At 60.1% G+C, this 13,098-nt stretch carries 16 protein-coding genes; 10 read left to right on the top strand and 6 right to left on the bottom strand.

The genetic code is table 11. The annotated features are described in order from the left end of the window. Positions 1-65: 65 nt before the first annotated feature. Together yidD and AAIH70_RS27785 are read right to left on the bottom strand one after the other, a co-directional pair. Complete coding sequence (gene yidD, locus AAIH70_RS27780) at positions 66-437, bottom strand: membrane protein insertion efficiency factor YidD (RefSeq protein ID WP_132273636.1); 372 nt, start codon at positions 435-437, stop codon at positions 66-68. 3 nt (positions 438-440) lie between these two features. Continuing rightward, a complete protein-coding gene (locus tag AAIH70_RS27785; RefSeq protein WP_132273635.1) occupies positions 441-890 on the bottom strand; it encodes an iron-sulfur cluster assembly scaffold protein in 450 nt (149 codons plus the stop codon). A 296-nt stretch (positions 891-1,186) separates the two neighbouring features. Here AAIH70_RS27785 and folE point away from each other — a divergent pair, with 296 nt between their 5' ends. The 3 genes from folE (at position 1,187) to AAIH70_RS27800 (ending at position 3,375) form a co-directional block, all read left to right on the top strand. Next, positions 1,187-1,798 carry a GTP cyclohydrolase I FolE gene (gene folE / locus AAIH70_RS27790; protein WP_132273634.1) on the top strand — a complete coding sequence of 204 codons (612 nt, stop codon included), beginning with the start codon at positions 1,187-1,189 and terminating at the stop codon, positions 1,796-1,798. Positions 1,799-1,820: 22 nt separating this feature from the next. Then, entirely contained in the window at positions 1,821-2,270 is a 450-nt protein-coding gene (gene hisI / locus AAIH70_RS27795) for a phosphoribosyl-AMP cyclohydrolase (RefSeq protein WP_132273633.1), read from the top strand. A 124-nt stretch (positions 2,271-2,394) separates the two neighbouring features. Next, positions 2,395-3,375, top strand: a complete 981-nt coding sequence (locus AAIH70_RS27800) for a patatin-like phospholipase family protein (RefSeq protein WP_132273632.1) — start codon at positions 2,395-2,397, stop codon at positions 3,373-3,375. On the opposite strand, the gene AAIH70_RS27805 is transcribed toward AAIH70_RS27800, so the two are convergent. Together AAIH70_RS27805 and AAIH70_RS27810 are read right to left on the bottom strand one after the other, a co-directional pair. Further along, the gene (locus AAIH70_RS27805; RefSeq protein WP_132273631.1) at positions 3,376-3,810 is read right to left on the bottom strand and encodes a CBS domain-containing protein; all 435 of its coding nucleotides are present in this window, start codon (positions 3,808-3,810) and stop codon (positions 3,376-3,378) included. Between the two features lie 120 nt (positions 3,811-3,930). After that, complete coding sequence (locus tag AAIH70_RS27810) at positions 3,931-4,665, bottom strand: rhomboid family intramembrane serine protease (protein WP_132273827.1); 735 nt, start codon at positions 4,663-4,665, stop codon at positions 3,931-3,933. A gap of 156 nt (positions 4,666-4,821) precedes the next feature. On the opposite strand from AAIH70_RS27810, the gene AAIH70_RS27815 reads away from it, so the two are divergent. The 6 genes from AAIH70_RS27815 to AAIH70_RS27840 all read left to right on the top strand — a co-directional run bounded on the left by AAIH70_RS27815 (position 4,822) and on the right by AAIH70_RS27840 (position 10,187). Next, positions 4,822-5,418 carry a PAS domain-containing protein gene (locus AAIH70_RS27815; protein WP_132273630.1) on the top strand — a complete coding sequence of 199 codons (597 nt, stop codon included), beginning with the start codon at positions 4,822-4,824 and terminating at the stop codon, positions 5,416-5,418. A gap of 122 nt (positions 5,419-5,540) precedes the next feature. Then, positions 5,541-6,152 carry a PilZ domain-containing protein gene (locus tag AAIH70_RS27820; RefSeq protein WP_132273629.1) on the top strand — a complete coding sequence of 204 codons (612 nt, stop codon included), beginning with the start codon at positions 5,541-5,543 and terminating at the stop codon, positions 6,150-6,152. Positions 6,153-6,676: 524 nt separating this feature from the next. Then, positions 6,677-7,285, top strand: a complete 609-nt coding sequence (locus AAIH70_RS27825; protein ID WP_132273628.1) for a transglutaminase-like cysteine peptidase — start codon at positions 6,677-6,679, stop codon at positions 7,283-7,285. A 98-nt stretch (positions 7,286-7,383) separates the two neighbouring features. Further along, on the top strand, positions 7,384-8,184 hold the full coding sequence (locus AAIH70_RS27830) for a hypothetical protein (protein WP_245519132.1): 801 nt from the start codon (positions 7,384-7,386) through the stop codon (positions 8,182-8,184). 228 nt (positions 8,185-8,412) lie between these two features. Further along, positions 8,413-9,810 (top strand): SPOR domain-containing protein, encoded by a 1,398-nt coding sequence (locus tag AAIH70_RS27835; RefSeq protein ID WP_245519156.1) that lies wholly within the window; start codon positions 8,413-8,415, stop codon positions 9,808-9,810. A 107-nt stretch (positions 9,811-9,917) separates the two neighbouring features. Further along, positions 9,918-10,187, top strand: a complete 270-nt coding sequence (locus AAIH70_RS27840) for a hypothetical protein (RefSeq protein WP_132273626.1) — start codon at positions 9,918-9,920, stop codon at positions 10,185-10,187. Between the two features lie 49 nt (positions 10,188-10,236). Here the strand turns inward: AAIH70_RS27840 and AAIH70_RS27845 are convergent, their stop codons facing one another. Continuing rightward, positions 10,237-10,674, bottom strand: coding sequence for a DUF1489 family protein (locus AAIH70_RS27845; RefSeq protein ID WP_132273625.1), 438 nt, complete (start codon positions 10,672-10,674; stop codon positions 10,237-10,239). Between the two features lie 85 nt (positions 10,675-10,759). Then, positions 10,760-12,157 carry an L-serine ammonia-lyase gene (locus tag AAIH70_RS27850; RefSeq protein ID WP_430037168.1) on the bottom strand — a complete coding sequence of 466 codons (1,398 nt, stop codon included), beginning with the start codon at positions 12,155-12,157 and terminating at the stop codon, positions 10,760-10,762. A 227-nt stretch (positions 12,158-12,384) separates the two neighbouring features. Between AAIH70_RS27850 and AAIH70_RS27855 the strand changes: the two genes are divergently transcribed. Then, positions 12,385-13,083: a DUF599 domain-containing protein gene (locus tag AAIH70_RS27855; protein ID WP_132273623.1), complete on the top strand. Its 699-nt coding sequence runs from the start codon at positions 12,385-12,387 to the stop codon at positions 13,081-13,083. The last annotated feature ends 15 nt before the right edge of the window (positions 13,084-13,098 follow it).

Genomic DNA, 13,098 nt, shown 5'->3' on the forward strand with positions numbered 1-13,098 from the left:
AAAGGGCCGCGTCTGCGGCAATGAACGCCGGCGTCTTAGTCAAAAATCGCTGGCGAGTAAAGGTTTCAGGCCTTTTTGCCGAACTGCCAGAGTGCCCAGGGCATCCATCTGCGATAATCGTCATCCAGCGCTTCCGGCACAGGATCCAGCCCCCCGGTGCCGCCCGGCCCGCAACGCCCGACACGAAACAGCGTCAGCCAGAAGCCGGACCAGAAACCGTGCCGGGCAAAGGCTTCGTATCCGTATTCCGAACAGGTCGGGATGTGGCGGCAGCCATTACCGATGAAACCGGACAGCGTCAGCTGGTAGAGACGGATAAAGCCCATGCCGAACAGACGGCCGGGCGTCTTGCGAAACGGGCCGCGCCAGTTGCGCCCGGCATATTTTGGGCGCTCCTTGGGCTCGTCCTCATCCGGCTGGCCACAGGCGCCACACATGGCTCAGGCCGTCGCGGCGGTGGATTGGGTCTTCGCTTCCGCCTGTTCGATCGCGTCGACCACGGCATCGAAGGTGAGCATGGTGGAGGCGTGGCGGGCCTTGTAGTCCTTAACCGGTTTGAGAACCCGCATTTCTTCGAAACGGCCTTCGGGGCCTTCGCCGCCATCCTTCAGCATGGCGAGCATATCGGCCCGCGCCTGGCGCAGTTCTTCAACGCTTGCACCGATCACATGTTTGGCCATCGCCGCCGAAGACGCCTGACCGAGCGCGCAGGCGCGCACCTTGTGGCGGAAGTCGGAAACGATGCCACCGTCGAGCTTTACAAAAACCTTGACCTTCGAGCCGCACAGTTTCGAATGTTTTTCGGAGACGCCATCAGCATCCTCCAGTTCTCCCGAAAAGCCGATATTGCCGGCCAGTTCGAGAATGCGGCTATTGTAGATGTCGTCCATAATCACCAGTTTCCGGATTGCTCGCAGCCATCGCCTGCGCGGCGCATGTCGAACACTGCGTCTTCGCAGATGATCCTGTCATGCCGATTGTTTTACCATTATATGCTACCGCTGAAAGCCCGCATCAAGACATGTGCTTTTGCGTGACGAACGTCAAAATCGGAATGCAATGTCTTGTAAAATGACTTCGGCGGCGTCAGATAGCCCCAAAATGACGTCTAACGGCTAAATTGCCCGGCGTCACTGCACTAGGATCGGATGCGGCCTTGACCCGCATCAGGATCAGGAGACCTGAAATGGATGCCATTGTGAAGAACTTTCCGGCCGCTGGCCAAGCCGACGCCCGCCCGACCCAGCAGGAGGCCGAGGACGCCGTGCGCGTGTTGCTGCGCTGGACCGGCGACGATCCGTCGCGCGAAGGCCTGCTCGATACGCCAAAGCGCGTTGCCGCCGCCTATCGCGAACTGTTTTCCGGTTATGAGCAGTCGCCCGAGGACATTCTAGGCCGCACGTTCGAAGAAGTGTCGGGCTACAAGGACATGGTTCTGGTGCGCGACATCCCGTTCTATTCGCACTGTGAGCATCACATGGTGCCGATCATCGGCAAGGCGCATGTCGCCTATCTGCCGAAGGGTCGTGTGCTTGGCCTGTCGAAGATCGCCCGTCTTATCGAAGTGTTCGGTCGCCGCCTGCAGACGCAGGAAGCACTCACCGCACAGATCGCCGATGCCATCCAGAGCGTACTCGATCCGCGTGGCGTTGCCGTGATGATCGATGCCGAGCATCTGTGCATGGCCATGCGCGGCGTTCAGAAGCAGGGTTCGACCACGCTGACGACGACCTTTACCGCCGAGTTCGAGAACAATGCCGCCGAGCAGGCGCGTTTCCTGACCCTTATCCGCAGCTGAGCCTGCCGGTCCGAGGCCTATCATGACGCTGACTTTTGCCGCACCTTCCGCCGACAAGCATGCACTCGAAGAGGCCGGTGATTTCACGCCGCGATTCGATGCGCATGGCCTTGTCACCGCCGTCGTTACCGATGCGCGCGACGGCGAATTGCTGATGGTCGCGCATATGAATGCCGAAGCGCTGGCGCTGACGATAGAAACCGGAATTGCCCATTACTACAGCCGCTCGCGCGCAAAAATCTGGAAAAAGGGTGAGACCTCCGGCAATCTGCAGGCGGTCGAGGAAATCCGCACCGACTGCGATCAGGATGCCGTCTGGCTGAAGGTCAGCGTCGCCGGTCATGATGCCAGCTGCCACACCGGTCGCCGTTCGTGCTTCTATCGCAGCGTCAAGCAGGTCGACGGCAAGGCCTTCGTCGAGATTGCCGACGACGAACGCCATTTCGATCCCGGATCCGTTTACGCGAGCTAAGGAACGCAATTTCCTTTCGTCCCGTTTCCTGTCACATTTGCCGTTGATCAATACTTTCGAAACCCATTCGGGCGCCTAATGGTCATCTGGGTTGATGATCCGGCGTGGAGGAGACGCGGAAGACATGAACTGGTCCTGGAACAGAAACGAACCGCGCCCCGCTCCCGCATCGGATACCGGAGGTGCGGCTGTTCTCGAAGCTCCGCCCGCAAGACCTCCCGAACACACTCAACACCGCAAGGCGAAGATCGCACTGGCACTGGGCGGCGGTGCCGCGCGCGGCTGGGCGCATATCGGCGTGCTGCGGGCGCTGGATGAAGAGGGTATCGAAGTCGGCATGATCGCCGGCACCTCGATCGGCGCGCTGGTCGGCGGCTGTTACCTTGCCGGCAAGCTGGATGAACTTGAAAGCTTCGCCCGTTCGCTGACCATGCGCCGTATTGCCGGCCTGCTGGACCTCACTATCGGCGGCGGCGGACTTTTTGGCGGAATGCGGCTGACCAAGCGCATGCAGGAGCATATGGAAGGCATCGCCATCGAGGACCTGAGCCGTCCCTTCGTCGCCGTTGCCACAGAACTGCAGAGCGGTCACGAAGTCTGGATCGCCAGCGGCTCGCTGATCACCGGCTTACGCGCCTCCTACGCCCTGCCCGGCATTTTCGAACCGGTCAAATGTAACAATCGCACGCTGGTCGATGGCGCATTGGTCAATCCGGTGCCGACCTCCGTCTGCCGCGCCTACGAGCAGCCGCTCGTCGTCGGCGTCAATCTCAACTACGACATCTTTGGCCGCGCCGCCGTGGTGCGCCACAATGCCAGCATTCAGGACATCGAGCAGCGTCAGCGCATGGATGATGCCGGCGGTCGGGCCGCCAGCCGCATCAGCATGACCGGCACGATGGTGCAGGCCTTCAACATAATTCAGGAACGCATTTCCCGGGCCCGCCTTGCCGGCGACCCGCCGGATCTGGGGCTCAATCCACGCCTCAGCGATATCGGTCTGTCGGAATTCCACCGCGCCGGTGAAGCCATCCGGCGCGGCTACGAGGAAACCAAGGCGCAGATCGGCGCGTTGAAACGCATGCAGGAAATCTGCGCCCGATAATCAGCCGGCGATATAGGCCTTGATCTGTTCGGCTTCGTGCTCGATTTCGCTGATGCGCGATTTCACCACGTCGCCGATCGAGATGATGCCGGCAAGCTTGCCATCGGTTTCCACCGGCACGTGACGAAAACGACCGGCAGTCATCATCTCCATCAGGTCGTCATTGGTATTGTCTTCCCGACAGTGGGTGACATTCGTTGTCATCGCGGATGATACGGGCTTTTCCAATACCGCCGCACCTTCGCCGGCTATGGCGCGGACAAGGTCACGTTCGGTAAAAATTCCGGCAATTCGGCCTTCGAGGCTCGTCACCACGACGGCACCGATGTGTTTTTCGTTGAGAATGGTCGCGATCTCGCTCAGGGTCTGCTCGCGGCTGACCGACACGACATTGCGACCCTTTGCATCCAGCATGCTCTTCACGGTCTGGGGCATTGTTCTCTCCTCACTTTTTGCAATCGTTGCGCCGCCAAAAGCCCTCCCCGGCCAGCGATGCAACCATAGGAATGGTGCCCCTTTGGCAGCGCAAAAGCAACATCTTGTGAGCTGTTCGCCTTACCTGACCCGATCGAACAATCCGAACAAGAGATATCCGAACAGGAAACCGCCGATATGCGCATCCCATGCGATCGCATCGGAACCGGTGTCGAGCAGCGGCAGGCCGACGGCAATGAGGATGTTGCCGGCAAACCAGAGCCCCACGAAAACGGCGACCGTACGGTTCATCAGCGCCCCGACAATCGACTGGCGGGGATAAAGATGACCAAAAGTGCGGTCGTAACCGCCATGCCTCGGGAAAGCGAATCGGCAGGCGGCGCCCATCAGCGCCGAAATAACGCCCGATGCGCCTATCAATACGGTCTGCTCACCCCAGTTCAGGCCCGCATGAAAGAAAGCCGAGGCGGCAGCGGAGAATATCCAGAACAGCAGATAACGAGCGGTACCGATGCGGCGCACCACCGGAGCGCCGAACGCCAGCAGCCACAATACATTGAAGCCAAGATGCTGAAAGCTGCCATGCATCAGCGAATAGGTGACCGGCGTCCAGATCTGCCGCATGCCCTCCTCCGCGAATGGGTAGAGATAACGAAGCGGAATAAAGGCGAAAGTGACCAGCAGCCATTCACGCCAGAGATCCGGCAACAGATAGGCATCGACCAGATAGATGGCTCCCAGCAGCGCCACGGTTGCGGTCAGTACGCCCGGCAGGTTGAAGATCGGCTGCTTGCCCTCATCCTCGATCAGCGCCTCTTCCCTCAGGGCTTCATCCGCCGTCGGGTGCGTGGGCATATCCGGTCTGTCACTCATCCATCACCTGCTCGTTTTCACCCGCAAGCCTTACAGGACGGCCAGCACAAACGGAAGCGTCGGCTCAGTTGGCATGGTTTTCGCTACGGTAACCACAAGGGCTCGGGAAAGAATGAATCTTGTTCCGAAATAAGACACATGGATACGATGCAGACTGCAGCAGGAAACGAATTATTCAGCTACTGGCTCGAACTGAAGCGAGATGGCAAGCTCCCCGTGCAGCGGGAGTTCGAACCCGCACGCGTGCGCCACATGCTTCCCGACCTTTTTATTCTCGGCAAAAACGATGCCGGCATTCTCTCTTTTCGCCTGGCTGGCACACGCCTCTGTGCATTGTTCGGCCATGAATTGCGGGGGCGCCCGTTCACCTGCCTGTGGCACAGGTCACAACGTCGGCAGGCCAATATCGGCATTCAGGCGATGCTGGCCCGCGGTCGTCCGATGGTGACCGATGTGACCGGTGTCGGCACCGAGAGTAACCACGACTACCAGATGGTGCTTCTGCCGATGCGATCGTCTGAGGCGGAGCCGGACCGGATTCTGGGCGCCATTCTTCCCCGCCAGCCACGCACGGGGGTTATTCTTGAGACGATCTCATGCCTTTATGCCGGCGAATCGCGCAGTATCGCCGAGGAGAGCGCTGAGATTCAGCCGGACGGCAAGCGTTTTACCCGCTTCATGCGGCGTCTTCTCTCTGTCGAAATAGTAGATGACGGGCTTTCTGGAAGAAGCTGACAAGCCCGTCAGAACGTTCTATTAACCGCGATGCGATATCCATTACAGTGCTCTGCACCGCTCGGCGCATAATGGGCATCATACATTTTAGAATATGCAAATCGCGACTTGAGAGAACGAGCATGTACTCTTTCCAGCCAGCTCAACAATCGACACCACCGCAAGGCGCGCAGGAGCGTTCCTTCCAGCGGGTGACCGTCGGCATGAGCGGGCGCCTGATGCTTGAGAGCCACGACGAATTCCCCTGCACGGCAGTGGAGATGTCTCCGGGCGACGTGGTGTTCTCGTGTGAAGCGCGACCATCCGCCAATGAACGCGTGATCGCCTATATCGAAAATCTCGGCCGCATCGAAGGCAATGTCATCGGCGTCAATGCCGATGGTTTTTACATGTCGATCAACGCCACGGACCGCAAGCGCGAGAAACTGGCGGCGCAGCTGACATGGCTCGCCAACAAGCACGAACTCGGCCTGCCGGAAGATCGTCGACACGATCGCCTGACGCCGCGCATCACCCGCACCGAGATTGTGCTCGACGATGGCCGCAAATATCCGTGCAAGATCGTCGATCTCTCGCTCTCAGGCGCGGCCGTCGACATCGAAATCCGTCCGGCGCTCGGCACACCCGTCATGCTCGGCAACATGCGCGGCCGAATCGTCCGCCATTTCATCGAAGGCGTGGCGATCGAATTCGCCTCGGTCCAGTCGCGCGAGTCGCTGCGCGCCTTCCTTTAGGCGACGGAGACAGCCATTCAGCCTTAACATTTTCGCAGCCGGCGGCACTCACCGCCGGCTTTTTCGTGCCGCAACGGGATGACAAAGCCGCAAATCTCGAAAATAATCGGCCGATATCGAATTATTTTCTCGTTTCGGGACGATTTTTCGACCCCAAAACGGGGTGTTTCAACGCGAAACAGCCGTCTGGCACGATGGAAAACACGGTTTACGTGGCGTTTATCATCGAAAACCAGGACCTCCTCAGCGCATCCGGCAGGTTCGGCCATCAATTGCCACCATTCCGAAAACATCAGCCATGTCAGCAATTTAGGCAAATGAGCCGGGCGCAGGACCCGACAGTTCGTTATAATTTGAAACAAACTTTGCGAAAATACACCGCGAATTTTCGTCGAATTCGATTGCAATTTTCTGCATGTTTTAGCCGAATTGAATTCAAATAAGCACTTGTTTTTACTTCGGTATTTTCCACCGGATCAAAACCTTGCTGCGATTGTCTCCTCACCAACGGGGAGACAAGAAAAATGACGAAAAGCACAGCCCTGGTGATCACCGCTATCGCCACCTTCATCGCCCTCTTCCAGACGCAGTCCGCATTTGCCGTCAGCGGAGACATGAAGATCATCGGTCAGGCAAACCCGCCGATCGGCCATTACGAATTCTGCAAGGCCTATCGCAGCGAATGCGTCCGCACCAATGGCGACCGCGGCCCGGTTGCGCTCACCGAAGACAAGTGGCGCACGCTGCTCGACGTCAACTACACCGTCAACACCGCCATCCAGCCGATGACTGACCAGGAAATCTACGGCGTCGAGGAAAAGTGGGCCTACCCGAAGACTGTCGGCGACTGCGAGGATTTCGTTCTGCTGAAGCGCAAGATGCTCATGCAGAAGGGTTTTGATGCCTCGGCGCTGCTGATCACCGTCGTGCTGCAGCCGAATGGCGAAGGCCATGCCGTGCTGACCGTCCGCACCGATCGCGGCGACTTCATTCTCGACAACATGCGCAACAAGGTCATGCTCTGGGCCGACACCGAATACACTTACCTGAAGCGCCAGTCGAACGACGATCCGGGCCGCTGGGTCAAGTTGCAGGATGGCCGCGCCATCGCTGTCGGCAGCGTCAGCCAGTAACAGTTTTTCTATCTCACTGAAGACTTGTCCGGCCCACGGAAACGTGGCGCCGGACTTTTTCGTTTTCGCCAGCCGGCCCCGCCCCGCGCAAGCCTCATATGCCATGGCTCGTCGAAAGCAGGCAGGTCATCATGGCGCAGGACAATTTTCAGGAACCGCTGATCAGCAATCGCATGGCGCTGGGTATCACCCTTGCCCTCGCCCTGATGGCCGCGGCGACCTTCGCCGTCAATCTCGGCGGCAGTTGGATCGGCCCGAAGCTTGCGCTCGGCAGCCATACCGACAGCCGTGAGGAGATCAGGGTCAGAATCGGTCAGGATGAACTGCGCCTGCCGGCCAACACCATCCGCTTCAGCGAACAGCGCCATGCAGGCGACAGCGAAAGGATCGATCTTTACCTCACATGGCCCGAAATGCAGGGCTACAGCGTCGCCCAGAAGCGACGTTTTGACGATTCGGGCAGCGCCGATGGCCTCATCTTCCTGCAACTGTCACAGAGCACGATGTCGCGCGACATGTCCGGCCGGCTCGAACCGATCTATTCACGACTGTTCGACGGCGACGCTATTCCGGGACCTTATGGGCTCACTGCGCACCATCTGCGTGCCGATAGCGGTTATGGCGACGAAGTCATCCTGACAGCGCCGACTTCCACCGGTGATGCCTATGCCGTCCGCTGCCTCATGCCGCGCGACAAAGGCCCCGAACGACAGACCGGCCAACAGACTTCCCCCGTTGCGACCAACAGCGCCAGTTGCCAGAGAGACATTCGCGCTGGCCAGGACCTGACCGTGCTTTACCGATTCTCGCCGACACTTTTGCGCGACTGGGTCCATATTGATGCCGCGATTGCCCGCTTTGTGAAAGAGCGCGTCGCGACACGAAAAACACCCCAATAAACCGCTAAAATTCGATCGAACGTCGCAACCACAGCTTCATCATAAACGAGTTGGTAACGCTGCTGACCTAAAGTGCCCCCAACGGCACGCTGCGGGGGCGCGACCGGACCTATTGAAATCGAGTTGCAAGTAGCGAGTGCAGGCGTGTTGAAAACCCTCTTTAGTTCATCTCTCCCCAAGGATGGCGCATCTAAAACCGCTCGGGTTGCCGGTCGGTTCGTAGCGGCGATCGTAGCGTCGACGATTTTCGTCAGTCCCGCTCTTGCTGCAAAATACGCCGGCATCGTCGTCGACGCCAAGACCGGCAAGGTTCTTTACAACGAAGATGCCGACGGCCTTCGTTACCCTGCGTCGCTCACCAAGATGATGACGCTTTATCTCACGTTCGAAGCACTGGAATCGGGCAAGATTTCCCTGAGTGACCGCGTCACGGTGTCTGCCAATGCCGCCAAGGAGCCGCCGTCGAAACTCGGCGTTCGCGCCGGCGGTTCGGTCAGTGTCGAACAGGCCATCCTGTCGCTGGTCACGCGCTCCGCCAACGACATGTCCACGGCCATGGGTGAATTCCTGGGTGGCTCGGAAACACGTTTCGGGCAGATGATGACCAACAAGGCACGTGCGCTCGGCATGACGCGCACCACCTATCGCAACGCCCACGGCCTGCCGAACACCGCGCAGATGACGACGGCGCGCGATCAGGCCCGCCTCGGCATCGCGCTGCGCCAGCACTTTCCGCAGTATTACGGCTACTTCAACACCCGCAGCTTCACATTCGGACGTCAGGTCATCGGCAATCACAACCGCCTCGTCGGCAATGTGAAGGGCGTTGACGGTATCAAGACCGGTTATACGCAGGCGGCAGGCAGCAACCTTGCCACCTCCGCACAGCTCGATGGCCGCTCGATCGTTGCCGTCATTCTCGGCGCCAAGGGCAGTGCCGCCCGCGATGCGCAGATGCGCAAGCTGGTCGCCACCTATCTGCCGCAGGCTTCGCGTGGCGGTAACAGCAACCTGATCGCCCAGACCGCACCCGCACCGTCGCTTCCGGTCGTCGATGCGCCGAAGCCGAGCACGCCTTCGGTCGACGTTCGCCAGCTGGCCTCCATGGACCTGCCGAATGCCGGCCCGCTGCCGGGCGCCCGTTACGACCAGAAGGTTCCAGGCGCATCCGCCTATGCAGCAGAGCCGAAATCGCAGGCCGCTCGTGAGGCCGTTTCGTCGGCAATCGCCAGCAACGCTCCGGTACCTCCGCGCGGTCTCGCACCCGCTGCCGGCTACCTGAAGGAACCGACATCGGAACAGAAGGTCGCGACCGTGACCGATGCGGTCACGACCGCTTCGACTCGCTCCGATCGACAGGCATCCTCGGCCCAGCAGATTGCCGGCTGGGTTGTGCAGATCGGCGTCTCGCCGAACAAGGACATGGCAATGGAACTGCTTTCCAGCGCCCAGGACAAGGGCGGCAGCGCATTGCGCGGTGCAAAGCCGTTCACGGTTGCCGTCAGCACCAATGGCAGCCAGCTCTACCGTGCCCGCTTCGGCGGTTTCGACGACCAGAAGACGGCGGTCAACGCCTGCAACGCCCTGAAGAAAAAGGGCATCAAGTGCTGGGCATCGCTCCAGTAATCTCATTGGCTTAACACTGCCGTCGGCATGTCCGGCGGCAGCAGCCGGGGCAGAGTTATTCCCGGCGCCGTTTCAGCCCTCGAATTGTAATGCGTACGAGGTCAAACATGGCAGTGAACGAAAACAACATCGAACGTGAATTTCCGACGACGTTGAAAGGCAATGCCCGCGGCCCTTCGTTGCATCCGCTCCACGAGGCCGCGATGCGGATCGCCGGTCTCGGCATGAACCGGCCGCGAGAAAAGACGCGTGATCTCGTCGGCCTGCTTCTGACGCATGCCGCGCGCGCATGGCGATACACGCAGCCGGAGGCCAGCATTCACCTGCATATCGGCAGCCATTCCGGCCGGGCACCGATCCATATCCGCCTGCGCTGAGCAGAGCCGATTGCCATTGAAGCGCGCCTGACGGTGCGCTTTTTTCGTTTCAGAGAAGGCCGAGTTCGGCGAGTTCCCGCCGCAGATCTTCCGGCAGCGCCATAACATCTTCGCCAAGGCTGCCGAGATCGGCCGGCGCATCTTCCGGCGTCAGATAACGCCAGCCCTGGAACGGGCGCCGTGGCTGCGGCAAGGTTTCGATCACTTCCGGCCCAAGAACGAGATGACAGCGACCGATGCCATCACCGCCGGTAAATGTCTCGATGCCGAGCAGTTTCTGGCGCGCCATAACCTGCCCCTTGATCACCCAATAGAGCGATCCTTCGGCCAGCAGTTCATCGACGCGCTTGGGAACCATGCGGGTGGTATGCACCGAATGCGGCTCAAGGCCGGCAGCGATTGCGCTCAAGGCGCGCTCGGCTACCCAATCCCTCAGATCCTGAATGGAATCGGCGCCGACGCAGAGTTTGACGAGATTGAGTGCCATGCCCTGCTTCAAGACCCATAAGTGCGCCACGTCAAGCCAAGGGCGCGGCATGGCTGGCCTGCATCCACAGGCCCGCTATTGGCGATCAACATTCCACGACGTTGACGGCGAGGCCGCCGGTCGAGGTTTCCTTGTATTTTTCGCTCATGTCGTTGCCGGTCTGGCGCATGGTTTCGATACAGGCATCGAGCGGCACGAAATGCGTGCCGTCACCCTTGATCGCCAGCGATGCAGCAGTGACCGCCTTGACCGCTCCCAGCGCGTTGCGCTCGATGCACGGCACCTGCACGAGACCGGCGATCGGATCGCAGGTCATGCCGAGATGGTGTTCCAGCGCGATTTCGGCGGCATTCTCGATCTGCTCGGGCGAGCCATCCATCACCGCGGCAAGGCCCGCCGCCGCCATCGCGGCCGCCGACCCCACCTCGCCCTGACAGCCGACCTCGGCGCCGGAAATCGAGGCATTGTGCTTGATGATGCCACCGACAGCCGCTGCCGTCAGCAGGAAGGTATGAACATCCTCGCGCGTCGCATCCTCGTGGAAATGCAGGAAATAACGCACCGTCGCCGGAATGACGCCGGCAGCGCCGTTGGTCGGGGCGGTAACGACGCGGCCACCGCCGGCATTTTCCTCGTTCACGGCCATGGCGTAGACCGACAGCCAGTCATTGGCGAGCAGCGGGTTCAGCCGGTTGGAGCGCCATTCGGCCTCCAGCTTCTCGTGGATGGCGCGGGCGCGGCGCTTGACCTTCAGGCCGCCGGGCATGATGCCGTCCACCTGCAGGCCGCGATCGATACAGCGGCTCATCGCATCCCAGATACGGTCGAGCCCTTCGTCGAGCTCGGTGCGGCTCATCTTGGTTTCTTCATTGGCACGTTTCATGGCGGCGATGCTGAGGCCCGCGCCACGTGCCATCTCCAGCATCTCCCTGGCCGAGGCGAAGGGATAGGGCACACGGTCGGAACTGACCTTCTTGTGGCCGCGCATGGCTTCCAGCTCGGTATCGGTCACCACGAAACCGCCGCCGATCGAATAATAGATGCGCTTCAGAAGCAGACGACCATCCTTGTCGAGCGCCTCGAAAGCCATGCCGTTGGCGTGGCCTGGCAGCGGCACCTTCTTGTCGTAGATCAGGTCCGTCTTCGGCTGAAAATCATAAGCCGGATGGCCGGGCGGTGTGACACGGCCGGTACGCTCCACCTTGGCGATGATCGCATCCATCTTGTCTGGATCGACGCTCTGCGGCGCCTCGCCCATCAGGCCGAGCACAACTGCCCTGCCCGTGCCATGGCCGATGCCGGTAAAGGCGAGCGATCCGTGCAGGCTGACCTTCAGGGCCGCCACATGCGCGCCTGCGGGCCTTGGCCAGTCATCCGACAGGATCAGGTCGAGAAAGCGGTTGGCGGCCGACATCGGTCCCATCGTGTGGGAACTCGAAGGGCCGATGCCGATCTTGAAGACGTCGAAGACGGAGAGAAACATGGCTATCCATATCGCGAGAATGATGAGGTCAGGCTACGCTTGACGAAAGACACGTCACGGCGATCGCCCGACATCGGGTTTTGTCGCAGCGACATAGGAACAAAATTACGCCCGCGCAATGTGGATAGGATGATCGTGATCATGCTTGCCGCTTGCCGGGCATGGCGAACTGAAGCATTACAGAAGAATTCGTTGAAATTCGGTCCTTTCCAGTTCTGGTTCCGCCCATGTCGAATGCCGACTATATCGCTCTTGTCCTGTTTCTCGTCCTGTGGGCGCTCTACAGCTGGTTCTCCGCCGGCTCCGGCGGCAAATACCTGCCGCGCCAGAGCCTCAACCGGGTGATGGCGGCACGTCGCAGGAACTGGATCTACAATTCGCTGACCCGCGACCTGAAGATGATCGATACGCAGATCCTTGCCGGACTACAGAACGGTACCGCGTTTTTCGCATCGACATCGATTCTGGCCATCGGCGGCTGTTTCGCGCTTCTGGGCGCCACCGATCAGGTCGAAGCCGTCTTCCGGGACCTCGCCATCGCATCCTATGGCGGACGCACCTCGTTCGAACTGAAGGTCGCCGGCCTCACCGTCATCTTCGGTTATGCCTTCTTCAAGTTCGGCTGGTCCTACCGGTTGTTCAACTACTGCACGATCCTGTTCGGCGCGCTGCCGATGATGCACGAGACCAACGGCAACCGCGAAGCCGCCGAACGCGCTGCCGATCAGGTGATCCGCATGAACACGATTGCCGCCAGCCACTTCAATTCGGGGCTTCGCGCATTTTTTCTGTCGATCGGCTATCTCGGTTGGTTCGCCGGGCCCTATATGTTCATGGCAATGACGATCGTCGTCATCGTCGCCCTGACACGCCGCCAGTATTTTTCGGAGGCGCGTCTAGCGGTGATGGAAGACGAACGGCCCTGAACGACATATCCAGCC

This window comes from Neorhizobium sp. BT27B (assembly GCF_050455485.1).
Lineage (GTDB): Bacteria > Pseudomonadota > Alphaproteobacteria > Rhizobiales > Rhizobiaceae > Neorhizobium.

Excerpts from the sequence above, each read along its gene's own strand:
- yidD (WP_132273636.1), bottom strand. The coding sequence starts at position 437 with ATGTGTGGCGCCTGTGGCCAGCCGGATGAGGACGAGCCCAAGGAGCGC.
- AAIH70_RS27785 (WP_132273635.1), bottom strand. The coding sequence starts at position 890 with ATGGACGACATCTACAATAGCCGCATTCTCGAACTGGCCGGCAATATC.
- folE (WP_132273634.1), top strand. The coding sequence starts at position 1,187 with ATGGATGCCATTGTGAAGAACTTTCCGGCCGCTGGCCAAGCCGACGCC.
- hisI (WP_132273633.1), top strand. The coding sequence starts at position 1,821 with ATGACGCTGACTTTTGCCGCACCTTCCGCCGACAAGCATGCACTCGAA.
- AAIH70_RS27800 (WP_132273632.1), top strand. The coding sequence starts at position 2,395 with ATGAACTGGTCCTGGAACAGAAACGAACCGCGCCCCGCTCCCGCATCG.
- AAIH70_RS27805 (WP_132273631.1), bottom strand. The coding sequence starts at position 3,810 with ATGCCCCAGACCGTGAAGAGCATGCTGGATGCAAAGGGTCGCAATGTC.
- AAIH70_RS27810 (WP_132273827.1), bottom strand. The coding sequence starts at position 4,665 with ATGCCCACGCACCCGACGGCGGATGAAGCCCTGAGGGAAGAGGCGCTG.
- AAIH70_RS27815 (WP_132273630.1), top strand. The coding sequence starts at position 4,822 with ATGGATACGATGCAGACTGCAGCAGGAAACGAATTATTCAGCTACTGG.
- AAIH70_RS27820 (WP_132273629.1), top strand. The coding sequence starts at position 5,541 with ATGTACTCTTTCCAGCCAGCTCAACAATCGACACCACCGCAAGGCGCG.
- AAIH70_RS27825 (WP_132273628.1), top strand. The coding sequence starts at position 6,677 with ATGACGAAAAGCACAGCCCTGGTGATCACCGCTATCGCCACCTTCATC.
- AAIH70_RS27830 (WP_245519132.1), top strand. The coding sequence starts at position 7,384 with ATGCCATGGCTCGTCGAAAGCAGGCAGGTCATCATGGCGCAGGACAAT.
- AAIH70_RS27840 (WP_132273626.1), top strand. The coding sequence starts at position 9,918 with ATGGCAGTGAACGAAAACAACATCGAACGTGAATTTCCGACGACGTTG.
- AAIH70_RS27845 (WP_132273625.1), bottom strand. The coding sequence starts at position 10,674 with ATGGCACTCAATCTCGTCAAACTCTGCGTCGGCGCCGATTCCATTCAG.
- AAIH70_RS27850 (WP_430037168.1), bottom strand. The coding sequence starts at position 12,157 with ATGTTTCTCTCCGTCTTCGACGTCTTCAAGATCGGCATCGGCCCTTCG.
- AAIH70_RS27855 (WP_132273623.1), top strand. The coding sequence starts at position 12,385 with ATGTCGAATGCCGACTATATCGCTCTTGTCCTGTTTCTCGTCCTGTGG.